At 58.8% G+C, this 23,428-nt stretch carries 23 protein-coding genes; 13 read left to right on the top strand and 10 right to left on the bottom strand.

The window, feature by feature from the left end; all coding sequences use genetic code 11:
• Nucleotides 1–12: 12 nt before the first annotated feature.
• The 6 genes from sfmF to fimA all read right to left on the bottom strand — a co-directional run bounded on the left by sfmF (nt 13) and on the right by fimA (nt 6,019).
• Nucleotides 13–534 (bottom strand): fimbria assembly protein, encoded by a 522-nt coding sequence (gene sfmF / locus DBR02_RS16225; RefSeq protein ID WP_063868955.1) that lies wholly within the window; start codon nt 532–534, stop codon nt 13–15.
• Between the two features lie 9 nt (nt 535–543).
• Nucleotides 544–1,551, bottom strand: coding sequence for a type 1 fimbria D-mannose specific adhesin FimH (gene fimH / locus DBR02_RS16220; RefSeq protein WP_107534839.1), 1,008 nt, complete (start codon nt 1,549–1,551; stop codon nt 544–546).
• Complete coding sequence (locus tag DBR02_RS16215) at nt 1,544–4,102, bottom strand: fimbrial biogenesis usher protein (RefSeq protein ID WP_107534838.1); 2,559 nt, start codon at nt 4,100–4,102, stop codon at nt 1,544–1,546. The genes fimH and DBR02_RS16215 overlap by 8 nt, the downstream gene beginning before the upstream one ends.
• Nucleotides 4,103–4,116: 14 nt before the next feature.
• Entirely contained in the window at nt 4,117–4,809 is a 693-nt protein-coding gene (gene fimC, locus DBR02_RS16210; RefSeq protein ID WP_102749839.1) for a type 1 fimbria chaperone FimC, read from the bottom strand.
• A gap of 34 nt (nt 4,810–4,843) precedes the next feature.
• Nucleotides 4,844–5,386, bottom strand: a complete 543-nt coding sequence (fimI, locus tag DBR02_RS16205) for a type 1 fimbrial protein subunit FimI (RefSeq protein WP_063451628.1) — start codon at nt 5,384–5,386, stop codon at nt 4,844–4,846.
• 69 nt (nt 5,387–5,455) lie between these two features.
• Nucleotides 5,456–6,019, bottom strand: a complete 564-nt coding sequence (gene fimA, locus DBR02_RS16200; RefSeq protein WP_074161078.1) for a type 1 fimbrial major subunit FimA — start codon at nt 6,017–6,019, stop codon at nt 5,456–5,458.
• Between the two features lie 309 nt (nt 6,020–6,328).
• Here fimA and folD point away from each other — a divergent pair, with 309 nt between their 5' ends.
• The 5 genes from folD (at nt 6,329) to DBR02_RS16175 (ending at nt 10,887) form a co-directional block, all read left to right on the top strand.
• Nucleotides 6,329–7,195 (top strand): bifunctional methylenetetrahydrofolate dehydrogenase/methenyltetrahydrofolate cyclohydrolase FolD, encoded by an 867-nt coding sequence (gene folD / locus DBR02_RS16195; RefSeq protein WP_063451630.1) that lies wholly within the window; start codon nt 6,329–6,331, stop codon nt 7,193–7,195.
• 2 nt (nt 7,196–7,197) lie between these two features.
• On the top strand, nt 7,198–7,410 hold the full coding sequence (gene ybcJ / locus DBR02_RS16190; protein ID WP_063451631.1) for a ribosome-associated protein YbcJ: 213 nt from the start codon (nt 7,198–7,200) through the stop codon (nt 7,408–7,410).
• Nucleotides 7,411–7,692: 282 nt separating this feature from the next.
• Entirely contained in the window at nt 7,693–9,192 is a 1,500-nt protein-coding gene (locus DBR02_RS16185) for a PTS transporter subunit EIIC (RefSeq protein ID WP_107534837.1), read from the top strand.
• 83 nt (nt 9,193–9,275) lie between these two features.
• Nucleotides 9,276–10,292: a Mal regulon transcriptional regulator MalI gene (malI, locus tag DBR02_RS16180; RefSeq protein WP_107534836.1), complete on the top strand. Its 1,017-nt coding sequence runs from the start codon at nt 9,276–9,278 to the stop codon at nt 10,290–10,292.
• A 73-nt stretch (nt 10,293–10,365) separates the two neighbouring features.
• The gene (locus tag DBR02_RS16175; RefSeq protein ID WP_107534835.1) at nt 10,366–10,887 is read left to right on the top strand and encodes a metal-dependent hydrolase; all 522 of its coding nucleotides are present in this window, start codon (nt 10,366–10,368) and stop codon (nt 10,885–10,887) included.
• Nucleotides 10,888–10,972: 85 nt separating this feature from the next.
• Here DBR02_RS16175 and cysS read toward each other — a convergent pair whose 3' ends face one another.
• On the bottom strand, nt 10,973–12,358 hold the full coding sequence (gene cysS / locus DBR02_RS16170; protein WP_107534834.1) for a cysteine--tRNA ligase: 1,386 nt from the start codon (nt 12,356–12,358) through the stop codon (nt 10,973–10,975).
• A 175-nt stretch (nt 12,359–12,533) separates the two neighbouring features.
• Here cysS and ppiB point away from each other — a divergent pair, with 175 nt between their 5' ends.
• The 5 genes from ppiB to mnmH all read left to right on the top strand — a co-directional run bounded on the left by ppiB (nt 12,534) and on the right by mnmH (nt 16,602).
• Nucleotides 12,534–13,028, top strand: a complete 495-nt coding sequence (ppiB, locus tag DBR02_RS16165) for a peptidylprolyl isomerase B (RefSeq protein ID WP_000256009.1) — start codon at nt 12,534–12,536, stop codon at nt 13,026–13,028.
• Nucleotides 13,029–13,031: 3 nt separating this feature from the next.
• The gene (gene lpxH, locus DBR02_RS16160) at nt 13,032–13,754 is read left to right on the top strand and encodes a UDP-2,3-diacylglucosamine diphosphatase (protein WP_107534833.1); all 723 of its coding nucleotides are present in this window, start codon (nt 13,032–13,034) and stop codon (nt 13,752–13,754) included.
• Between the two features lie 119 nt (nt 13,755–13,873).
• On the top strand, nt 13,874–14,383 hold the full coding sequence (gene purE, locus DBR02_RS16155; RefSeq protein ID WP_063868980.1) for a 5-(carboxyamino)imidazole ribonucleotide mutase: 510 nt from the start codon (nt 13,874–13,876) through the stop codon (nt 14,381–14,383).
• Entirely contained in the window at nt 14,380–15,447 is a 1,068-nt protein-coding gene (gene purK / locus DBR02_RS16150) for a 5-(carboxyamino)imidazole ribonucleotide synthase (RefSeq protein ID WP_107534832.1), read from the top strand. The genes purE and purK overlap by 4 nt, the downstream gene beginning before the upstream one ends.
• Nucleotides 15,448–15,531: 84 nt before the next feature.
• Nucleotides 15,532–16,602, top strand: a complete 1,071-nt coding sequence (gene mnmH / locus DBR02_RS16145) for a tRNA 2-selenouridine(34) synthase MnmH (protein WP_107534831.1) — start codon at nt 15,532–15,534, stop codon at nt 16,600–16,602.
• Between the two features lie 90 nt (nt 16,603–16,692).
• On the opposite strand, the gene DBR02_RS16140 is transcribed toward mnmH, so the two are convergent.
• From DBR02_RS16140 to ybbA, 3 genes are all read right to left on the bottom strand, one after another.
• Nucleotides 16,693–17,838: a porin gene (locus tag DBR02_RS16140; protein WP_063451640.1), complete on the bottom strand. Its 1,146-nt coding sequence runs from the start codon at nt 17,836–17,838 to the stop codon at nt 16,693–16,695.
• Nucleotides 17,839–18,020: 182 nt separating this feature from the next.
• Nucleotides 18,021–20,435, bottom strand: a complete 2,415-nt coding sequence (ybbP, locus tag DBR02_RS16135) for a putative ABC transporter permease subunit YbbP (RefSeq protein WP_107534830.1) — start codon at nt 20,433–20,435, stop codon at nt 18,021–18,023.
• Complete coding sequence (ybbA, locus tag DBR02_RS16130) at nt 20,432–21,118, bottom strand: putative ABC transporter ATP-binding protein YbbA (protein ID WP_063451642.1); 687 nt, start codon at nt 21,116–21,118, stop codon at nt 20,432–20,434. The genes ybbP and ybbA overlap by 4 nt, the downstream gene beginning before the upstream one ends.
• Here ybbA and tesA point away from each other — a divergent pair.
• From tesA to DBR02_RS16115, 3 genes are read left to right on the top strand one after another with little or no spacing between them, the layout of a single operon-like run.
• Nucleotides 21,089–21,721, top strand: coding sequence for a multifunctional acyl-CoA thioesterase I/protease I/lysophospholipase L1 (tesA, locus tag DBR02_RS16125; RefSeq protein WP_063451796.1), 633 nt, complete (start codon nt 21,089–21,091; stop codon nt 21,719–21,721). The two genes, ybbA and tesA, sit on opposite strands and share 30 nt — an antisense overlap.
• The gene (locus DBR02_RS16120; protein WP_107534829.1) at nt 21,702–22,511 is read left to right on the top strand and encodes an SDR family oxidoreductase; all 810 of its coding nucleotides are present in this window, start codon (nt 21,702–21,704) and stop codon (nt 22,509–22,511) included. Before tesA ends, DBR02_RS16120 begins: the two co-directional genes overlap by 20 nt.
• 58 nt (nt 22,512–22,569) lie before the next feature.
• Complete coding sequence (locus tag DBR02_RS16115) at nt 22,570–23,424, top strand: co-chaperone YbbN (RefSeq protein WP_063451644.1); 855 nt, start codon at nt 22,570–22,572, stop codon at nt 23,422–23,424.
• The last annotated feature ends 4 nt before the right edge of the window (nt 23,425–23,428 follow it).

Genomic DNA, 23,428 nt, shown 5'->3' with positions numbered 1-23,428 from the left:
GAGTGGATATAATTAATTATAATTAATCATGAACGTTGCATCGGCGTCAGCCCGGCCCGGCTGCGGATTATCCGCCGTGGCGATATAATTGGCATAAAACGACAGCTCTGCATTTCCCTGCGCATCCACCGATACCGTCTTGCTGGCCTGCTGCAAGGCGAGGCGCGTTTTATCCCGGTCGAGGATCTCCACGGCCACGTTGCTGGCCGCGCTGGCATCATTCAGCGCCAGCAGGCTGTTATCATGCCCGTCAACCTTCCCCGTAAACGTGACCGAAGCCGCCCCGGGAGGGCATCCGGTCAGCTTGAGGGTGAACGGCACGGGCTGCGTCCGGCTTCCCGTAGTGCGAAGCTGTTTCGTTGGCCAGGTGCCGAGCGTGACGGTCTTATTGCTGTCGTCCCCCTCCGCCACGCAGGTAAAGTCCACAATATTGCCGTAAAGCTGAATGTTAATTTCCCCAAGCGCCGTCTCTGCATGCGCATGTGCGCAAAGCGTCAGGAGCGCCAGAGAGAGATACCGCATCCCGTTTCGCATTCCCGCTCCTTAGTCGTAGTCGACGCGTAGATAGCCGCGAGAGGTAAAACGCCCCTCGGCAGGTTTTTTACCGGTCACGCTGACGGGCCATGCACGGATCCCAACCTGCGCCTGCGCGCTGTCGTCCAGGCGGAACGGAATTTTGCTGGTCAGGTTGTTCGGCGTCAGCGGCACGCCATTGCTGTTGGCAATCACAAAGCCCACATCCGCGTTATCGGAGACCAGCGTGCTGCCTGAAACCTTCTCCGCTTCGACGCGCATCGTGAGCATGGCGTTCGCCTCCACGTTGGTGCATTTTATGCCGATGGTTTTGCTTTGCGCTGAGACCCCCTCCGGCTTATTCCCGATGCCCGCTTTACTGAACAAGGAGGCGCCGATGTCCCCGAAATCGAACTCCACCACATTCCCGGCATTAATTTCACAGCTCTGGGGCACCTGAATGGTCCCGCTGTAGCTGATGGTATAGACCGGCGTGGTGAGCGGATCCGAGGAGGTGGTGGTAACGTAAACCCGGAACATGGTCGCCCGCGGGATCACCACCATATTGATAAAGCGCCGGGTCACCTTAAGCCGAAAGACGAGGCTGGAATCCTGAACGCCAAACGGTTTGTTTTTAGACACGTTCGGGTGGCTCCCCATCTGGATGTAGGTTTTGGGGGGATAAAACGTGCCCGCGTAGCTGTCGGTGATTTTCATCGCCCCGTCCAGATAGTCGTTAAGCTTCAGATACTGGTAGCCATCGCTGGTGCCCGTGACCGGGAAATCGGTCACATAGCTGCGCTTGGTGGTGTTCCCGGACGTTCCCTTAGGGCAGACGGCGTTTACGCCCACCCACTGGGATTTCTCGCTGAGCGTAACCACCTGCCCCACCTGGTTATTGGCGCTGTTGAATTTATCCGTCAGGTCGTAATAGACCTCCGTCGGCACGCCTTTTTCATTGACACAGACGGTGGCGAGCGCGTCAGTTACCGGCAATAACGCCAGAAGGGATAACCCCAGATAATGGATTTTATTCACAGCGGATCCCCTTAAGTGTGATCGCCTGTTGCAGGCTCTGTTCTGGCAAGCTGTAGGGCGCACGACACTGGGACTGCTTTCCGTCTCCCCACTGAATCAGCAGCTCCCCTTCCAGCGGCAGCCCGCTCAGGTAAATCTGCCCGTCATCGCCCACCATGCTGGTTACGCCGCTCTGCGTCTCACGCACCACCGCACCAAACGGTACGGGCTGGTTATCGCGCTTCACGGTGAGCAGCGCGCGCACGCCGATGCGGGTATCGAAGCTGGCGCGCACCAGCGCACCGTTCGTCGGCACGACGCTGGACACGTTATTTTCAATGTCGGTGTTGTTACTCATGGTGTTGGTATCAAGCGCCACGCGGTTGTAACGGTACACCGTGGCGTACGGCATCACCGCATAGCCACGCCAGTCGGTTTTCACCCCGGTCTGGTTTTCGACGCTCACGCCCGACGCGCCCGGCGCTTTGATCAGCACGTTGGTATCGCCCAGCGGCTGGCTGAACGTTACGCCGTCGGAATGCCCTACCACGCCACCGGAAAGCTGCCAGTTGAGATCGTGCTGATCCCGGGTGTAGTTGTAGCCCACGCCCAGCGTGCCGTAGGTGGCCTGCCAGTTGGCGCTGGCGCTGCCGCTTGCGCCGTTATTGCTGGCGTGGCCCTGGGTGACGCTATAGTTCAGGTTGCGATCTTTCAGCAGTGTTCCGCTTATGCCGGTCTGCCAGCTGGTATCACCGTTGCTGTTTCGGCTGGAAGAGGCCGTGGCATAGGCTCTGTCGATCGCGCTATCGCGACGGAAGCCGTGACGGGTGAACAGGCTGAACGGTACGGAGACGTTGAACGAGGCGATACGGTCGGTTCCGTCAATGCCGACGGCCTTGTTCCACGACCAGGATAAGGCATAGCTGACCCCTTTCACCCCGCCCGCATAGCCGAGCTGGTACCAGACGTTGGACTCGCTGGTGCCCCAGTAACTCTGCTGGCTGCCTGAAACGTACACCGAGCCGTAATCGCCGAGAGACTGGGAGATATTGAGCTGGAAACGCCCTTTTTTATTCAGCGTCAGGTTGTGATAGCTCTGCACGTCCGGCACGCCGTCATCATCCTTATCGTCGCCATACTGATAGCCTTCCATTGTGCGCCAGGCCACATCGTCGAGGGTGTAGAAGCCTTTGGTCGAGTAGCGATAGCCCAGCAGCTGGAAGTTGGTGCCGAATCCGTTAAGGGATTTGGCGTACAGGAAACGCAGGGACTGGCCTTCATGGCGGCTGTCATCCGCCAGCTGGCTGCGGGCGTGCGTGAGGTCAAGTGAGACCGCGCCCCAGTCACCGAGGTTTTTCCCCGCGCCAATGGCGATTGCGGTATACCGCGAGGCCAGCTGCGTACCGCCGTACAGCGTGTAGCCGTCGGCAAGGCCGGCAATCATCGTTCCCTGCGTAAAGAACGGCGTGTCCTGCTCGCTGTTGCCGCTGCGATAATCCCCCGCCACCAGATCGTATTTCCAGCGTCCTTCACGCTGGAGCAGCGGTACGGTGGAATACGGTACGGTGTAGCGCTGCTGGCTGCCGTCCTTCTCTTCCACCGTCACCTCAAGGTCACCGCTGGAGGAGGTTGGGTTAAGGTCGGTAATGGCGAAAGCACCCGGCTGAACATAGCTCTGGTAAATCACGTAGCCGTTCTGGCGGATCACCACTTTGGCAGGGGTGCGGGCGATTCCGCGCACGGTAGGCGCGTAGCCTTGCAGGCTGTCCGGGTACATGCTGTCGGAAGAATAGAGCCGACCGCCGCGAAAACCGACGCTGTCGAAGACATCGTTGCCGGTATTGCTGTCGCCGAGCACCAGCTCGCTTTTCAGCGGAATGACCGTACGCTGCGCCCAGGTGCCGATATTTTGCCAGCTGCTGTGCCGCTGGCCGTTGCTTTCGGTATAGCGCCACGCGCCGTTATTGCGTAATCGCCACGCGCCATAGTTCAGCCCACTTTGCAGGTTCAGATAATAGCTGTCGTCTTCGCTGCCCCGGTTGCCGGTAAAGCTGTAGTTCACCAGCGCGGCGGGGATGCCCTCATCCCACTGTTCAGGCGGAATATACCCCCGGGCGCTGTTTTGCATCGCCACCTGAGGCAGGCTGACGTTAAGGCGCAACGAGGCGAAGTTGAACGCCGTTTCGCTGCCGGGAATAGCCGTGGTAAGCGGAACGCAGGTGTCGCCCTGCACGTTGCTGAGCTCCGGGAAGGCGGCGATATTCACGCCAAAGCGATCGAGCATCGCGCGCGTAATACACGGCGACAACCCGCCCGCGACCGGCGGCGTGTTGTCGGCTTGCTCAAACCGCACGTCCTGGGTGCCGATAAATTCATCGTTACGCCAGATATCGACGCGATAGACGCCCGGTGCCTGCTGGTGGCCCTTTTCAAAACGCGACAAATCCGCCACGTTCGCCGCGTCATCGGAGAGAAACGCCGGGTTAAAATAGCTGTCGCCCCAGCCAGCGTGTGGCCAGAGCGTTGCCATCAGCGCCAGCGCAACCGGGCAGTAACGCCATTGAGTGTTCATCGCCCTGTCTCTGCTCACAGGCTGACGCTACGCGCCGGCGTAATGGCACCGTAGTCGTTCACGCTCTGCCAGGAGAGCGTGCCGCTCGCGGCGGCGGGCAGTACCTGCTGTGCCGAGCTTTTAGGCGCAACCATTAGGTTATCGAGCGTCTGGCCGCCGAGCTTCAGGTTAACCAGCGTTACGTAATACGGCGAGGCATTGCTCACCTTAAGGTGGTTGCCGACGCGCTCAAAGCGCAACTGCGAAAGCGCCTCTTCCGGCGGCATCGCCAGGTTAGCCGGGCGTACAAACAGTTTGATGCGTGACAAAATGGCCAGTTGCAGGACGTTGTTGCCGTCCTGGTGCGTTTTGCTGACCGATGGAATCGCTTTGACGTTCATGTAAAAGAGGGATTCGCGATCGGCGGGCAGCGCCGGGCCTGCGTAAATAATGCGCAGGGTGTTTTCGCTGGCCGGCTCGCTGACAAACAGCGGCGGCGTGACGACAAAGGATTTTTCCTTTTGCCCGCTGGCGTTTTCTATCCACGCGTTAATTAAATAGCGCTCTTGTTTATTGCTGTTGGTGATCGCCAGCGACGTTTGTTTTGCATCGGCCGGATAAATAACGCGCGTCGCGCCCAGCGCAATTCCGCCGGACGCATTTGCGCAGGCAGACATCATCATCAAAATAAAAGTTAAAAACAGTCCAGGTTTAATCAGGGTGTTCATCACAACCGTACCTTTAATAATTAGTTCGCAGGCGTCAGGGATAAATCAACGTAAACCAGACATTCGACTGAATAGTGCCTGGTACCAGGTGTTCGGAAATAGCCCGATAGCGGGCGCTAAAATGAAATGCCAGTTCGCGGGTATCAATGGGTAACCAGCTCACCGCCGTCGCGTTCGGGATGATTTGCCGTTGCTGTTCGTCAAAAAGCGCCAGCCCGACACCGCTGCTGACCGCGTTTTCCCCTGGCCGCGATGTCGCCAGGAAAACCTGCGGATCTTCTGCCGGTGTGACGCCCTGGAACTGGATCCCGACGGTGCGGGAGACGTCCACGCTACAATCCAGCAGACGTACGGTGAAAGGCACGTTAACCGTGGAAAAGCTGCCGACGCCGGAAAAGGCGTTTGTGCGGTATTGCCCCATATCCACGCGCATATTCTGGCTGTCCGGGGCCACCGCGCAGCCGCCGTTGACCAGCTCTCCTCTGAGGTGAACTTTGCCGCCGTCGATCACCACGGTATGTGCGTTTACCGCTGAGGCAACGGCAAGGGCGCACAGCAATATCCCAGTCCTTGTCATCCTTCGCTCCCGGTATAAGCGATTAAAAGACCTCTTCCCTGAGGCCAACCACATCCCTGTACAAAGGCATTACTCGTATTTCATTACGAATGTTGCGTCCGCGTTTGCCTGGCCTGGCTGGGTGGTCGCAGCCGTAGCTTTATAGCGCGCGGTGAAGTTCAGGGTGTTAGTCCCTTCAATCAGGCTCTGTGCCGCAGAGAAGGTGGCACCGTCCGGGGTCAGCGTGGTGGATTTGCTGTCGAGGATCTCAATGCCTACGCCCTTCGCGGAGTTGTCGTTATTACCGGAGGTTACCGCCAGCAGGGTTTTGTCGGTGGCGTCGATCTGGCCGGTGAACGCAACAGCAGCGGTTTTCGCTACCGCAGGATCGCAGTCGTTCAGTTCGATGGTGAACGGAATATTGGAGGTGGTGTCACCCACTTTAGTGAATTTCGCAGTACGGTACTGGCCGAGATTAACGGTCTGCTCAGAAGAGTCAGTATTTACTGAACACGCGGCATTGACTAATTCACCTTTAAAATGCACCGTACCACCGTTAACAGATACAGGCGTTACAGGATCTTCTGCGTGAGCGGCACCCGCGACCAGGGCCAGAGTTGCAATAACAGTAGAAGCAATGTTGCTGAGTTTCATGTCTATTCCTTTAAAATGTAAATAACCCTTCCCGCACATATTCGGGAATAAGAAATACGTTCAATTAAAAAATTGAAGGCTTATTTCGGAGAAGACAAAGTAGCTCAGTAATCTATTTTGTAATATGTCAAAACGCTGCCATTTTGCCAGGTCACATCCTAATCCCCCCTAAGAAATTGGCCATGCCCTGAGAAGGGGTTTTGCAGGCTATCGGTGAAATCTCGTAAAGGGTGACTGACAGCGGCGCTCGCTTCTGACAAAATACAGGCAATCCCCCCTTCTAACGTTACAGACGGAATCTTCTCTCTGATGGCAGCAAAGATTATTGACGGTAAAACGATTGCGCAGCAGGTGCGCTCTGAGGTTGCGGAAAAAGTGAAGGCGCGTACAGCCGCTGGATTTCGCGCGCCAGGGCTGGCCGTTGTGCTGGTTGGCAGCAACCCGGCTTCGCAAATTTATGTCGGCAGCAAGCGCAAAGCGTGTGAAGAGGTAGGCTTCGTCTCCCGCTCCTACGATCTGCCGGAAACCACCAGCGAAGCGGAGCTGCTGGAACTGATTGACACCCTGAATGCCGATAAAGCAATCGACGGCATCCTGGTTCAGCTGCCGCTGCCTGCGGGCATTGATAACGTAAAGGTGCTGGAGCGCATCGCACCGGACAAAGACGTTGACGGTTTCCACCCGTATAACGTGGGCCGCCTGTGCCAGCGCGCGCCGCGCCTGCGTCCGTGCACTCCGCGCGGCATCGTGACGCTGCTGGAGCGTTATAACATCGACACCTACGGCCTGAATGCCGTGGTGATTGGCGCCTCCAACATCGTGGGCCGCCCGATGAGCATGGAGCTGTTGCTGGCGGGCTGCACCACCACCGTGACCCACCGCTTCACCAAAAACCTGCGTCACCACGTTGAAAACGCCGATTTGCTGATCGTCGCGGTCGGCAAGCCGGGCTTTATTCCGGGCGAGTGGATTAAAGAGGGCGCCATCGTCGTGGACGTGGGTATTAACCGTCTGGAAAACGGCAAAGTGGTCGGCGACGTGGTGTATGAAGATGCCGCGGCGCGCGCGTCTTACATTACCCCGGTCCCGGGCGGCGTAGGCCCGATGACGGTAGCAACACTGATTCAGAATACCTTGCAGGCGTGCGAGGAGTATCACGACGTAGAGGACGCGTAATCATGGCAACTTTTTCTTTAGGTAAACACCCGCACGTTGAGCTGTGCGATCTGCTGAAGCTGGAAGGCTGGAGCGAAAGCGGCGCGCAGGCGAAAATCGTTATCGCCGACGGGCAGGTGAAAGTGGACGGCGTGGTGGAAACCCGCAAGCGCTGCAAAATTGTCGCGGGTCAGACCGTGAGTTTTGCAGGACAAAGCGTGACCGTGACGGCGTAAGCCGTTTGATGCCCGGTGGCGCTGCGCTTACCGGGCCTACGTACTGTCTCCGGTTGTAGGCCGGGTAAGGCGAAGCCGCCACCCGGCAATTTCTGTCTCTATCTCCTCACATCCATCGCGGTTATTTATCGATCAACTTCAAATAATCACGATTCCCTCTGGCGAAACGTGAAAATTAAGTTGCGCGATTTTCAGACTTTCCCCACGATGAGTAGAACGTTCTACTAAAACGTTCTACTAACAATAACAGCGCGAAAAAAGCACTATTCGGGGGAAATCAGCATGAGTCTGATATCAGGGTTTGTTAAATCGTTGTCTAAGCTGTCGATGATTGGCCGCGCCTTAATGCTGCCAATTTCACTGCTTCCCGCTGCGGGCCTGCTGCTGGCCTTCGGCGATAAGTTCCACCTGCCGCTGATGATGAACGCCGGCGGGGTTATCTTTGATAATCTGCCGATGCTGTTCGCCATCGGCTCTGCTGTCGGTCTGGCCTCGGAATCCGGTATTGCCGCACTCTCTGCGGCGGTCTCGGTGTTTGTCACCAATATCACCATCAGCACGGTGCTGAGCATTACGCCGGAAATGGCCTCTCAGGGCGGGAAATACGCCATGGTGGTCGGCATCCCGACGTTGCAGATGGGCGTCTTCGGCGGCCTTATCTGCGGCATTCTCGCGGCCTGGTGCTATAACCGCTTCCACACCATGCAACTGCCGGAGTTCCTTGGCTTCTTCTCCGGGAAGCGCTTTGTGGCGATCGCGACGGCGTTTCTGTCGTTCCTGCTCGGCCTACTGCTGCCGTACGTCTGGCAGCATATTCAGTCCGGGATAGACGCCCTGTCCGTGGTGGTGAACGGCGATAACCAGGCGGCCTCGACCTTTATTTTCGGGCTGGTGGAGCGCGCGCTGATCCCGCTCGGCCTGCACCATATCTGGTATCCCTCCTTCTGGTATTCGTTTGGGGATTACACCACTCAGGCGGGTCAGGTGATCCACGGTGACCAGACCATCTGGTTCAAGATGCTCGAAGAGGGGGTAAAATCCTTCAGCAGCGACACCTACCAGAACGCCGGGAAATTCATGCAGGGCGAGTTCCCGCTGATGCTGTTCGCGCTGCCTGCCGCGTGTCTGGCGATGTACCACGAAGCGCACACGAAGAATAAGAAAATCGCGGCCGGTATTCTGTTCTCTGCGGCGCTGACCTGTTTCCTGACGGGGATCACCGAGCCGGTGGAATTCACCTTTATCTTCGTGGCCCCCATCCTTTACGTCTTCAACGCCATCATGGCGGGGCTGGCGTATATGGCCATGTACCTGATGCATGCGCATATTGCCAAATCGTTCTCCGCAGGCTTTATCGACTACCTGTCGTTCGGGATCCTGCCGTCGTTTAACGGCTATCAGACCAACTTCCTGAGCGCCATTATCATCGGCATACCGATGGCGCTGGTTTACTACTTCACCTTCCGCTTCGTGATCCGTCGCTTCGACGTGAAAACGCCGGGCCGTACGGAGGTGACCGCCAGTGCGAATGACAAGTCCGATTCCGAACTTGCCACCGAAATCATCGGCCTGCTGGGCGGCGCGCAGAACATTGATTCCGTCGGCTCCTGCATAACGCGTCTGCGTCTGGAAGTGGCGAAGAGCGATGCGGTGGACAGAGAGGGCCTGAACGGGCTTGGCGCGCGCGGCGTGGTGTTCGTGGGCGACAACGGTATACAGGTGATTTTCGGGGCCAGAGCACAGTTTATCGCCCAGACCATGTCCACCATGATTGGCAAATAATAAGATGCCTGAAGAAGGCGTCTCCTGTACGCTGGGGGGCGCCTCTTATCTGGCTGATAATCGGTAAATTTCAGGGAGCGGTTTTGAAGAAAGTCAGCATTATTGATGTTGCAAAGCATGCGGGCGTGTCGGTTTCTACCGTTTCGCTGGTGCTGCGCCAGAAAGGGAAGATCTCAGAGGCGACGATCGGGAAGGTCAATGCCGCCATCACAACGCTGGGCTATGTTCATAACGTCGCCGCTGCCAACCTTCGCGCCAACACCTCCAACTTAATCGGCCTGATCCTGCGCGACTTCAGCGACAGCTTTTCCATCAAAGTGATGGCGAGCATCGTTCAGGAGCTGGAGAAACAGGGTTATATGGTTTTTCTCGGTCAGCCGCTGAACGACGGCGAACATCTGGAACGCACCCTGCTGTCGTTTAAGCAGCAGGGCGTCGCGGGCGTCATCTACCTGGCGTCGGATACCCGCGCCGCCGCTCTCCCGGAACACATTCGCCACTGCCCGCTGCCGCTTGTCGCGGTTTCGCAGTCGTTGCTGGAAGAGAAATGCAACCTGGTGATGCGCGATAACCGTCAGGCGGCGAACCTGGCCGCGCGGTATCTTATTGAGCGCGGGCACCGCAACATCGCCTACATCGGCGGGCGCGACGGATGTCGTATCCGCGAGCAGCGCCTGCTCGGTTTTCGCAGCGCGATGACGCAGAACGGGCTGGTCTGGCGTGAGGAATATTCTCCCGCCTGCACCGATGATACGCAGGCGGCGGCCATGGCGACCCGCCAGCTGCTGGAGAAGAACAATACGATTACCGCCCTGCTCTGCCACTCGCCGGATGCGATGCTCGGTTCAATCTCCGGCATTCACCAGGTGGGGCGCACGGTGGGTAAAGATGTTTTCCTGACTCAGCAGGTGGCGCTGATCGGCTTTGAAGATATGCTTCACGTAAACCTCACGTCGCCGTCACTGACTTACGTTTCGTCTGCCAGCGAAGAGACAGGCCGCCAGGCGGCGGGGCTGATGATCCGCAGGCTGAAAGAGTCGGATCTGCAAACCCAGCGCATCACCCTCTCCGGGCAGCTTATCGCGCGGGAATCGGCGTAAAATCAGAATTTGACACGGGTTTATTGCGGCGGTTCCACTGTTATATTCCCATGATTTGCCATGGATACATGCAATGCCTACCGTTATCACCCACGCTGCCGTTCCTCTGTGTCTCGGCTTAGGGCTCGGAACCCGCGTCATCCCACCCCGCCTGCTTTTTGCCGGGATCGTCCTCGCCATGCTGCCCGACGCCGACGTACTGGCGTTTAAATTCGGCGTCGCCTACGGGAATATTTTTGGCCACCGCGGTTTCACTCATTCGCTGCTGTTTGCCTTTGTGGTGCCGATACTCTGCGTGCTGGCCGGACGACGATGGCTCAGGGCCAGCCTGACGCGCTGTTGGCTGTTTTTAACCGTGTCGTTGCTGTCGCACAGCCTGCTGGACTCCGTTACCACCGGCGGGAAAGGCGTCGGCTGGCTGTGGCCGTGGTCAGACGAGCGCTTCTTTGCGCCGTGGCAGGTGATCAAGGTCGCGCCGTTTGCGCTGTCGCGCTATACCACGCCGTACGGGCATGAGGTCATTATCTCGGAACTGCTGTGGGTGTGGCTGCCGGGGGTGGTGTTGATGGGGATGTTGTGGTGGAAACGAAGGTAAAAAAAGCCGGGTGGCGGCTGCGCCTTACCCGGCCTACTTTTTACCCGTAGGCCCGGTAAGCGAAGCGCCACCGGGCGTTAAAGACTTACTTACGACGCCAGGTCGTCCCCTGCGGGCCGTCTTCCAGAATGATGCCCATCTCGGTCAGACGGTTACGCGCCGCATCCGCCGCCGCCCAGTCTTTCGCCTGACGCGCTTCCAGACGCGCTTTAATCAGCGCTTCAATTTCTGCCACTTCGCCGTCGTCTGCCTGCGCGCCGCTTTGCAGGAACGCGTCCGGCTCCTGCTCCAGCAGGCCGAGTACGGAAGAGAGCTTACGCAGATGAGACGCCAGCGCATTCGCCGCCGCCATATCTTCTGACTTCAGGCGGTTGACCTCACGCGCCATGTCGAACAGCACGGAGTAGGCTTCCGGCGTGTTGAAGTCGTCGTTCATCACCTCAACAAAGCGCGCTTCAAATGCTTCGCCGCCCGCCGCAGGCACAGATTTGTCGGTGCCGCGCAGCGCGGTGTACAGACGCTCCAGCGCAGCGCGCGCCTGCTTCAGGTTCTCTTCGCTGTAGTTCAGCTGGCTGCGATAGTGACCAGACATCAGGAAGTAGCGCACGGTTTCCGCGTCGTAATACTTCAGCACGTCGCGCACGGTAAAGAAGTTGCCCAGCGATTTAGACATCTTCTCGCGGTCAACCATCACCATCCCGGAGTGCATCCAGTAGTTCACGTATTCGCCGCCGTGGGCGCAGGTGGACTGCGCGATTTCGTTTTCGTGGTGCGGGAACATCAGATCCGAACCGCCGCCGTGAATGTCGAAATGGTTGCCCAGCTGCTTGCAGTTCATCGCTGAACATTCAATGTGCCAGCCCGGACGCCCTTCGCCCCACGGGGATGGCCAGCTCGGCTCGCCCTCTTTGGACATCTTCCACAGCACGAAGTCCATCGGGTTACGCTTCACGTCAACCACGTCCACGCGCGCGCCGGCCTGAAGCTGGTCCAGATCCTGGCGGGAAAGCGCACCGTAGTTTGGGTCCGTCGGCACCGAGAACATCACGTCACCGTTGTCCGCCACATAGGCGTGGCCGCGTTCGAGCAGCTTTTCAGTGAGCTCGATGATTTCATGAATGTGGTGGGTCGCGCGCGGCTCGCTGTCCGGGCGCAGAATATTTAAGGCATCAAAATCCTTGTGCATTTCGGCGATCATGCGATCCACCAGCGCGACGAAGCTTTCGCCGTTTTCATTAGCGCGCTTGATGATTTTATCGTCGATGTCGGTGATGTTGCGCACGTACTTCAGGTTATAGCCCAGGAAGCGCAGGTAGCGTGACACCACGTCGAACGCGACAAAGGTACGGCCATGGCCGATATGACAGAGATCGTAAACCGTAATACCACACACGTACATGCCGACTTCCCCGGCATGGATAGGTTTAAATTCCTCTTTCTGGCGCGTCATTGTATTAAAGATTTTTAACATCGAAGATTCCATGTAAACACGTGTGTGGATTGTTTGTTCCTTATAATACCCATAATTGGGAGCACGGTCAGCACACAATGCAAGGTGATCGTGTCCTGTGGTTATGCTATAACAAGCCCCTATATGTGACCCGAGCACGGGTCGACGCACCACAATAACGGAACAGGATGCAAAAATGGTTACTTTCCACACTAATCATGGCGATATCGTAATCAAAACCTTTGATGATAAAGCGCCTGAAACAGTTAAAAACTTCCTGGACTACTGCCGCGAAGGTTTCTACAACAACACTATTTTCCACCGTGTGATCAACGGCTTTATGATCCAGGGCGGCGGTTTCGAGCCTGGCATGCGCCAGAAAGAGACCAAAGAAGCGATCAAAAACGAAGCGAACAACGGCCTGAAAAACACCCGTGGTACGCTGGCAATGGCCCGTACTCAGGCGCCACACTCTGCAACCGCACAGTTCTTCATCAACGTAGCGGACAACGACTTCCTGAACTTCTCTGGCGAAAGCCTGCAAGGCTGGGGCTACTGCGTATTCGCAGAAGTGGTTGAAGGGATGGACGTGGTCGACAAGATCAAAGCCGTTTCTACTGGCCGCAGCGGTATGCACCAGGACGTTCCTAAAGAAGACGTTGTGATTACAAGCGTGACCGTCAGCGAGTAATTCGTGGCGACACTCTTTATTGCAGACCTGCATCTGCAAACAGAAGAACCGGCGATCACCGCCGGTTTTCTGCGTTTTTTACGCGGCGAAGCGAAAGGCGCCGACGCGCTGTACATTCTGGGCGACCTGTTTGAGGCCTGGATCGGCGACGACGACCCGAACCCGCTGCACCGTGAAATGGCAGCCGCCATTCACGCGCTGGTGGATTCCGGCGTGCCCTGCTATTTCATTCACGGCAACCGTGATTTCCTGATAGGCCAGCGCTACGCCCGCGAGAGCGGCATGACGCTGCTGCCGGAAGAGCAGGTGCTCGATCTCTACGGTCGCAAGGTGCTGATCATGCACGGCGACACGCTCTGCACCGACGATACCGGCTACCAGGCGTTTCGCGCCAAAGTCCATACCCCGTGGATCCAGAAAGTATTCCTCGCCCTGCCGCTGTTTATCCGCAACCGCATTGCCGCCAGAATGCGCGCGGGCAGTAAAGCCGCCAACAGCAGTAAATCGCTGACCATTATGGACGTCAACCCGCAGGCAGTGGTTAACGTGATGGAAAAGCATCGCGTTCAGTGGCTGATCCACGGCCATACCCATCGCCCGGACGTGCACTCTCTTATCGCCAACGGCGAGCCCGCTCACCGCGTGGTTTTAGGGGCCTGGCACAGCGAAGGTTCGATGGTAAAAGTCACGCCGGAAGGGGTGGAACTGATCGCCTTCCCGTTTTAACGTCTTCCCGTCTTTTCGCCCATTTCTCGACCACGCAACCGTTTTCCTTGCCGGTATTACATGCTATTCTCTGTGCCCTCGAAAGCAGTGTGTTCCGCACCACAGGAGTTTTAAGACGCATGTCTTCCCGCAATAATCCGGCGCGTGTCGCCATCGTGATGGGGTCCAAAAGCGACTGGGCTACCATGCAGTTCGCCGCCGAAATCTTTGAAATCCTGAATGTTCCGCACCACGTTGAAGTGGTTTCCGCACACCGCACGCCGGACAAACTGTTCAGCTTCGCCGAAAGCGCCGAAGAAAACGGGTATGAGGTGATTATTGCCGGTGCGGGCGGCGCAGCACATCTGCCGGGCATGATTGCCGCCAAAACCCTGGTGCCGGTGCTGGGCGTGCCGGTGCAGAGCGCTGCGTTAAGCGGTGTCGATAGCCTTTACTCTATTGTGCAGATGCCGCGCGGTATTCCCGTCGGTACGCTGGCGATTGGCAAAGCGGGCGCCGCCAACGCCGCGCTGCTCGCCGCGCAGATCCTGGCGACGCACGATACAGCGTTACATCAACGCCTGACGGAGTGGCGTAAAGCCCAGACCGACGAGGTGCTGGATAACCCGGATCCGCGGGGTGCAGCATGAAGCAGGTTTGCGTTCTGGGTAATGGTCAGCTTGGCCGCATGCTGCGTCAGGCCGGCGAACCGTTGGGGATTACCGTCTGGCCCGTCGGGCTGGACGCCGAGCCGGAAGCCGTGCCGTTCCATCAGAGCGTGATCACCGCCGAAATTGAACGCTGGCCGGAAACCGCCCTGACCCGCGAGCTGGCGCGCCATAACGCCTTTGTGAACCGCGACGTATTCCCGATCATCGCCGACCGTCTCACGCAAAAGCAGCTGTTCGACAAGCTCGGCCTTGCGACCGCGCCGTGGCAATTGCTCTCTGATAAAAGCGAGTGGGATGACGTGTTTGCGATGCTGGGCGAACTGGCGATCGTGAAGCGCCGCGTCGGCGGCTATGACGGTCGCGGGCAGTGGCGTCTGCGGGCGAACGACACCGCCGAGCTGCCGGACGACTGCTACGGCGAATGCATCGTTGAGCAGGGCATCAACTTCAGCGGCGAAGTGTCGCTGGTTGGCGCGCGCGCGCATGATGGCCGCACGGTGTTTTACCCGCTGACGCATAACCTGCATCAGGACGGCATTCTGCGTACCAGCGTTGCCTTCCCGCAGGCAAACGCTGGCCAGCAGGCGCAGGCGGAAGAGATGCTCTCCGCCATCATGCACGAGCTGGGCTACGTGGGCGTGATGGCGATGGAGTGCTTCGTCACGCCGTCGGGCCTGCTGATCAACGAGCTGGCGCCGCGCGTGCACAACAGCGGCCACTGGACGCAAAACGGCGCCTCCATCAGCCAGTTCGAGCTGCACCTGCGCGCTATCACTGACCTGCCTCTGCCGCAGCCGGTGGTGACCAGCCCGTCGGTGATGATCAACTTGATCGGCACCGATCTGAACTACGACTGGCTGAAGCTGCCGCTGGTGCACCTGCACTGGTATGACAAAGAGGTGCGCCCGGGTCGTAAGGTCGGTCACCTGAACCTGAACGATACCGACACGGATCGCCTGAGCGCTACGCTGGAAGCGATCGTCCCTCTCCTGCCGCCGGAATACGCAAGCGGTATTGTCTGGGCACAGTCAAAGCTCAACTAAGACATCTGCGCCGGGGAGTTGACCTTCCCCTTCCCCGGCGTACAATTCCCGCCCATTGCTGCTCAGTTTTCTTCTGGAATCACCATGAACGATGGAACGGACTATCGCGCGATCCTCGCGTCCGATACCCCTTTAATCGACGTTCGCGCGCCGATCGAATTTGCCCAGGGTGCGATGCCCGCCGCACTCAACCTGCCCTTAATGAACGACGACGAGCGTGCCGCCGTCGGTACCTGCTATAAGCGCCAAGGACCCGACGCCGCGCTGGCGCTCGGCCATAGCCTGGTGAGCGGCGAGACGCGGGAGGCGCGCATTAACGCCTGGCGCGAAGCCAGCCTTGCGCACCCCGAGGGCTATCTTTGCTGCGCCCGCGGCGGGCAGCGCTCGCATATCTCCCAGGCCTGGCTTAAGGAAGTGGGTGTCGATTACCCGCTGATCCGCGGCGGCTATAAGGCTCTGCGTCAGACGGCCATTCAGATCACGGTCGAGCAGTCGCAAAAGCCGATGGTGCTTATCGGCGGCTGTACCGGCAACGGTAAAACGCTGCTGGTGAAGCAGCACGCGCAGGGCATCGATCTGGAAGGGCTGGCGCACCATCGCGGCTCGTCGTTTGGCCGCACGCTCACGCCGCAGCTTTCCCAGGCGAGCTTTGAAAATCACCTCGCCGTTGAGCTGCTGAAAAAAGACGCGGCGCGCTGGGTGCTGGAAGATGAGGGCCGGATGATTGGCTCCAACCATCTGCCGGAGTGCCTGCGCGACCGCATGGCTGAAGCGCCTATCGTGGTGGTCGAGGATCCGTTTGACGTTCGTCTTGAGCGCCTGCGTGAAGAGTACTTCGACCATATGTGGGCGGACTTTTCTGCCGCCTACGGTGAAGACGCGGGCTGGAAAGCGTACAGCGAATACCTGCATCACGGACTTTTTGCCATTCGTCGCCGTCTGGGGCTGCAACGCTTCGCGGAGTTTACCGCCCTGCTGGACGCCGCGCTCGTCGAGCAACAGCGAACTGGCAGCACTGACGCACACTTCAGCTGGCTTGTGCCGCTGCTGAACGACTATTACGACCCGATGTACGGCTATCAGCTGGAGAAAAAGGTAGAGAAAATTGTATATCGCGGGACGTTCGAAGACATTGCCGAATGGCTTAATCGCTGAAAAATAAAGCCGGGTGGCGGCTACGCCTTACCCGGCCTACGCGTGCATTTGTAGCCCCGGTAAGCGCAGCGCCACCGGGGAACAAACAACTTAGAAGTCGTAACGCAGACGCACCAGGTTCATGTCGCCCAGGTTGTCGGTGCTGGAGGTGAACACGTGTTCGTAATCCACGCGGAAACCGTAGTCCAGCTGGAAGCTGATACCCACGCCGTTGTCGATGCGCTGGTAGTTACGGCCGTTCACGTACTCAATGCGGTCACCCATGAAATAAGGCTGGATGGATTTCACCGCATACTGGCCGACCGGGAATTTGTACCCTGCGAAGTATTCAATACCCCATGCGTCACCGGCGAAGTAGTCGTTAACGGACACTTTTTTGGTGGTCATGAAGTTCTGATACCAGCCGCCGCCCGCGGAGAAGGTCCAGTTATCCGGGGTCCAGCTCAGCGCAGTACCGACAATGTTCTGGTCGTAGGATTTGCTGTCGCCGTTGTCCGGGTTACGCATGTCCGCGCGGGTGTAGTTCCACGCTGCGCCCCAGGTCAGATCGGTAGTCAGGTGGTAATCGATACCCAGCGAGCCGCCGCCTTTACGCTTGTAGCGCAGGCCGTTGCCCGGCAGGTATTCACTGTCCTCAAACAGGTAAGATGCATAGATATCCGCATCGCCCACGGTTTTCTTGTACTTCAGCATCTGGCGTGAACGGTAAGAGCCGTCGTAGTCGCCGTTGATCCCGTTACCCGGCGCCTGGCCGATCATGTCGTAGTCCCAGATATCGGTTTTCGCGCCCACCACATCATAGTACACGCTGTTCTGCTGGCCGAAGGTCAGCGTGCCCCAGGTGTCGCTCTTCAGGCCGGTGTACAGCATACGACGTGAGGTGTCGTGCGCGCCGTCGGCGTAGTGGTTATCCCAGTTAAACTGCGCCGGAATGTTCACACCCAGCTCGTAGTAGGTGATCCAGCTGATGTCATCGAACAGGTAGTAGTCTGCCGCGAAACGGAAGCGGGTACCGCCGTCAAAGCCGTTACGCTTGTAGCCGTTTTTGCCGTCATCGCCGGTCATGTTCTGGAACTGAGGACGAATACTGCCGCCAACGGTGAAGTTCAGGCGGCTCAGCGGGTTACCCGCCTGCGGATCCTGTTTCAGAAGAGTGATTTCCGCCTGGGATGCGAAAGAAGCCAATGCCACTGCTGCGCCGATCGTTGTCGCCAGCGCTGTTTTTCTTATAGTCATTCTTTTTCCTTGATAGACACGCTGCTAAATATTTAGCTGGTGAATATTAACCGGAAATATTCGGGCTGTGTGGGCGGGTTTTTAATGTTTTGTGCTACTAAATGCAGGGTCATTAACGATTTGTGCCGTTAAGCGGTGACGCACCAGCAGATATGCCGGTGCGTCATCATCACGTCAGTAAACTAGCTGACAAACTGGCGGAACAGCGCTTTACCTTTCAACAGCCGGGTGCCGAGCCAGCCGCCGCACAGGGACAGCAGCACGGCGCCGCAGACGGGCAGCGTTACCCACAGCCGCCAGTCAGGCTCCCACGGGAAGTCGAAGACTTTCGTCTGGAGCACCGCCAGCGCGGTTTCCGCACCGATGGCCGCCACCAGCCCCGCCACCAGCCCAAGCAGCGCAAACTCGCTCCACAGCGTGGCGCGCAGCAGTCGCTTACCGGCGCCCAGCGTGCGGTAGACCACCAGCTCCTGATGTCGCTGGCGCATGCCGACCTGCACCTGCGCCAGCAGCAGCAATATGCCGCAGATCGTCACCAGCACCACCATCACCTCCAGCGCGCGGCTTACCTGCTCCAGCACCTGCCCGACCTGTTTAAGGATCGCGCCGATATCCAGCAGGCTCACCGTCGGAAACTCCCGGTTAAGCTGCGTCAGCATGCCGTTGCCGTTTTCCCAGCGGAAGCTGGTCAGCCAGCTCTGGGGCTGTCCGTCCAGCGCGCCCGGCGGGAAGATGAAGAAGAAGTTTGGCCGCAGGCTTTCCCAGTCCACCTTGCGCAGGCTGGTCACTTTGGCGCTGAAATCCTGCGTGTCGCCGGTAAAGGTCACGCTGTCGCCCAGCCCCACGTTCAGACGCTTCGCCAGCCCCTCCTCCATCGACACTTCCCCCGCCTTTGGCGGCCAGGTGCCGGCGACGATCGGGTTATGGTCCGGACGCTTCTCCTGCCAGGTCAGGTTCAGCTCTCGGTTGAGCGATTCGTCTTTGTTTCCTTCCGTCGACTGGCCGTTGATCTGCGTCAGGCGGGCGCGCACGATCGGATAGAACGACTCGGGAATAATGTGATGCTCGGACAGGAAGCCCTTCAGCGGCGTCACCTGCTCGGGCGCGATGTTGATCAGAAAATAGTTCGGGCTTTCCGGCGGAAGCTGCTGCTGCCAGCGATCCAGCAGATCCCCGCGCAGCACCAGCAGGAGCGCCAGCAGCATAAACGACAGCGAGAACGCCGAAAGCTGGCTGAGTGTGGACCACGGCTGATGCAGCAGACGATTAATCGCCAGACGCACCGGCAGCGATTTCACCGTCAGCTTTTTTAGCAGGCTGAGCAGCACCCAGCCCAGCGCGCCGCACAGCAGCGCCAGCACGACCGCACCCGCCAGCACCGCCCACAGCAGTGTACTGCCGCCCATCAGCCAGGCCAGCAGCCCGACCGCCACCGCAATAATCACCGGCAGGTAGAACTTCATTGGCCAGACGTTGGCCACCACGTCGCGGCGCAGCACGCGCAGCGGCTGGGTGGCGAGCAGCAGCCAGTACGGGCGCAGCCCCACCAGCAGGGAGATCACCGTCATCGCGCCAATGGCCCACAGCCACGGCCAGAGGCTGGCAGGCGGCAGCGCGGCGGGCAGTACCGGTTTGAGCAGCACCATCAGCAGTTTTTCAAACAGCAGCCCGATCGCTCCGCCGGTAATGGCCGACAGCGCCAGCACCATCAGCCACTGGCCGACAATCAGCTTGCGCAGCTGCGCCCGCCCCGCGCCGAGGGTTTTGAGGATCGCCACCAGATCGTAACGGCTGCGGCAGTAGTGCCCCATCGCCACGGCGACGGCCGCAACGGCCAGCAGCAGGGTTAACAGCGCCGACAGCAGCAGGAACTGCTGGGAACGTTCAAGAGATTTGCCTAGCGCCCCTTCATCCTGCTCCAGCCCGTACCAGCGATGTTCCGGCTTGAGCTGCGGCAGAAGCCATTTTTCATACGCCTCCAGCTGTGCGGGCGTACCGCCAAACTTATAGCGCCAGGTGACGCGGCTTCCCGGCTGGACGGCGTTGGTTTTCGCGACATCGGCGGTGTTCATCAGCAGGCGCGGCGCGAGCTGAAACGGGTTAAAGCCGGAATCGGGCTCCTGCACCACTTCCCCGGCAATTTTCAGGGTGGCATCGCCAACGTCAATACTGTCGCCGGGCTTCAGGTTAAGAAGCGCCATCAGACGCGAAGCCAGCAATACCGTACCGGAGGCCGGTTTTAGCCCCGGCGGGCTGGTTTGTAGCTCGCCGTACATCGGGTAGATGTCATCCACGGCCTTCACGCTGGCAAGCTGCGGCGTGTCGCCCGCAAAGGTCATGGTCTGGAAGGTGATTTGCTCCCCGACCTTCAGCCCTTCCTTGCGCGCTTCTTCGATCCAGCCCGGCGGGACGGGTCGGGAACTTTGCAGCGCCCGGTCCCCCGCCATAAATTCGCGGCTCTGCTGGCTAAGCCCTTTTTCCATGCGATCGCTGACGCTGCCGAGCGCCAGCACGCAGGCCACCGCCAGGCTCAACGCCAGCCAGACAATCAGCAGCGAGGGCGAGCGCCATTCGCGCCAGAACCAGCGGGCAATCATGCTTCCTCCTGAAGAATACCGTTCACCAGCCGCAGGCGGCGGTCGCAGCGGGCGGCCAGCTGCGGATCGTGGGTAACCAGAATCAGCGTGGTGCCGTGCTCGCGGTTGAGCGAAAACAGCAGATCGGCAATTTTATCCCCGGTTTTACGGTCGAGGTTGCCCGTTGGCTCATCGGCAAACAGCACTTCCGGGCGTCCGTTAAACGCCCGCGCCAGCGCCACGCGCTGCTGCTCACCGCCGGACAGCTGCGCCGGAAGGTGGTCAAGCCGCTTCCCCAGCCCAAGCTGTTCCAGCAACGCTTTGGCGTGATCGCGGCTTTCGCGGGTATTTTCGCCGCGCAGCAGGCCCGGCAGCTCGACGTTTTCCAGCGCGTTGAGGGTTGGGATCAGCATGAAGGACTGAAAGACAAACCCGATATGCCGGGCGCGCAGCGCGGCGCGCGCCTCTTCATCAAGCGCGTGAAGGGGCTGGCCGACCAGGTTCACCTCGCCGCTGCTACCATCGTCCAGGCCGGCCAGGATCGCCAGCAGCGTGGACTTACCGGAACCGGATTCGCCAATCAGCGCGATGCTTTCGGCGCGTTTGACAACGAGTTCAACTCCGGTAAGGATGGAAAGCTCGTGTTCTCCCTGACCGACGGACTTCTTAAGACGATGAACTTCAACAATGTTTTCCGCTGGCATTTGCCCTTCCTGTTTTTGATGCTGATGACCTTCCGCGCGGCGGCTGCGGACACGTTACTGGTGCTGGGCGACAGCCTGAGCGCGGGCTATCGTATGGCCGCCAGCGCGGCCTGGCCCGCGCTGCTCAATGATAAATGGCAGTCCGGGACGTCTGTCGTTAACGGCAGCATCAGCGGTGATACGTCGCAGCAGGGCCTGTCGCGCCTGCCTGCCCTGCTCAAACAGCATCAGCCGCGCTGGGTGCTGGTTGAACTGGGCGGCAACGATGGCCTGCGAGGCTTCCCGCCGCAGCAAACCGAGCAAACGCTGCGGACCATTTTGCAAACCATTAAGGCCGCTAACGCCCAGCCGCTGCTGATGCAAATTCGCCTGCCCGCTAACTACGGTCGTCGGTATAATGAGGCGTTTAGCGCGATCTATCCTAAGCTTGCCAAAGAGTTTGATATTCCGCTGCTGCCATTTTTCATGGAAGAGGTCTATCTCAAGCCCCAGTGGATGCAGGACGACGGCATTCACCCCAATCGCGATGCCCAGCCGTTTATTGCCGACTGGATGGCAACCCGGCTGGCACCTTTAGTAAAACATGACTCGTCAAACAGCTGAGAACCTGACAGGTAAAGTTATGCAAAAATCGGTCTTAATAACAGGATGTTCCAGCGGAATTGGCCTTGAAAGCGCCCTTGAGCTGAAGCGCCAGGGGTTTTGGGTACTGGCAGCCTGCCGTAAACCCGAAGATGTCGAACGCATGAGAGGGCTCGGTTTTACCGGCATCCTGCTGGATCTGGATTCGCCGGAGAGCGTGGAGCAGGCCGCCGATGAGGTTATCGCCCTGACCAATAACCGGCTTTACGGCCTGTTCAACAATGCGGGCTATGGCGTCTACGGCCCGTTACAGACCATCTCGCGGGAACAGCTGGAACAGCAGTTCTCCGCTAACGTTTTCGGCGCGCATCAGCTCACCATGCGCCTGCTTCCCGCCATGCTGCCGCACGGCGAAGGGCGGATTGTCATGACCTCCTCGGTGATGGGCCTGATCTCCACGCCGGGCCGTGGAGCTTATGCCGCCAGCAAATACGCGCTGGAGGCGTGGTCCGATGCGCTACGCATGGAACTGCGCCACAGCGGCATTAAGGTCAGCCTGATTGAGCCCGGCCCTATCCGTACCCGGTTCACGGAAAACGTTAACCAGACGCAGGCAGACAAGCCGGTCGAAAACCCCGGTATTGCCGCACGCTTCACGCTGGGGCCGGAGGCGGTGGTCGCCAAAGTGCGTCACGCCTTTGAGAGCGACAACCCCAAAACGCGCTATCCGGTCACGCTGGTGACCCATGCCGTCGGCTGGTTAAAACGCCTGCTGCCGGGACGGATGATGGACAAAATTTTGCAGGGTTGAGTTGAAGCGATGACGCTTACCCCCATGTAAAGAGTAAACCGACAAAAGAGAATGCCGCATGTCCGTACAGAATATCGTCAACATAACTGAAGCTAACCTGCAACAGACGCTCGAACAGTCAATGGCTAAACCGGTGCTGTTCTACTTCTGGTCTGAACGCAGCCAACACTGTCTGCAACTGACGCCGGTCCTGGAAAGCCTTGCTGCGCAATACAACGGCCAGTTCATTCTGGCGAAACTGGATTGTGACGCCGAACCGATGGTGGCATCCCAGTTTGGCCTGCGTGCGATCCCGACCGTCTACCTGTTCCAGAACGGTCAGCCCGTCGATGGCTTCCAGGGACCGCAGCCGGAAGAGGCGATCCGCGCCCTGCTGGATAAAGTCCTGCCGCGTGAAGAAGAGCTGAAGGCGCAGGAAGCGATGGCGCTGATGCAGGAAGGCAAATACGACGAGGCGCTGCCGCTGTTAAAAGACGCGTGGCAGCTGTCGAATCAAAACAGCCAGATTGGTCTGCTGCTGGCAGAGACCCAGATTGCGCTGCACCGCCCCGAAGACGCGGAAGCCGTTCTGAAAACCGTTCCGATGCAGGATCAGGACACCCGTTATCAGGGCCTGGTGGCGCAGATTGATCTGCTGAAACAGGCGGCGGATACCCCTGAAATTCAGCAGCTTCAGCAGCAGGTTGCGGACAACCCGGCGGATGCGGCGCTGGCAAGCCAGCTCGCGCTCCAGCTGCATCAGGTGGGGCGTAACGAAGAGGCGCTGGAACTGCTGTTTAGCCATCTTCAGAAAGACCTGGGCGCCGCAGACGGTCAGGCGCGGAAGATGTTCCAGGAGATCCTGGCCGCGCTCGGTACCGGTGACGCCCTGGCGTCAAAATATCGTCGTCAGCTGTACGCGTTGTTATATTGATGCA

The sequence above is a fragment of the Enterobacter cloacae complex sp. genome (genome assembly GCF_900322725.1).
GTDB classification, from domain to species: Bacteria; Pseudomonadota; Gammaproteobacteria; order Enterobacterales; family Enterobacteriaceae; genus Enterobacter; species Enterobacter quasihormaechei.
Note: the sequence above shows the minus strand (reverse complement) of the source record. Positions and strands in the feature narration are given on the sequence as shown.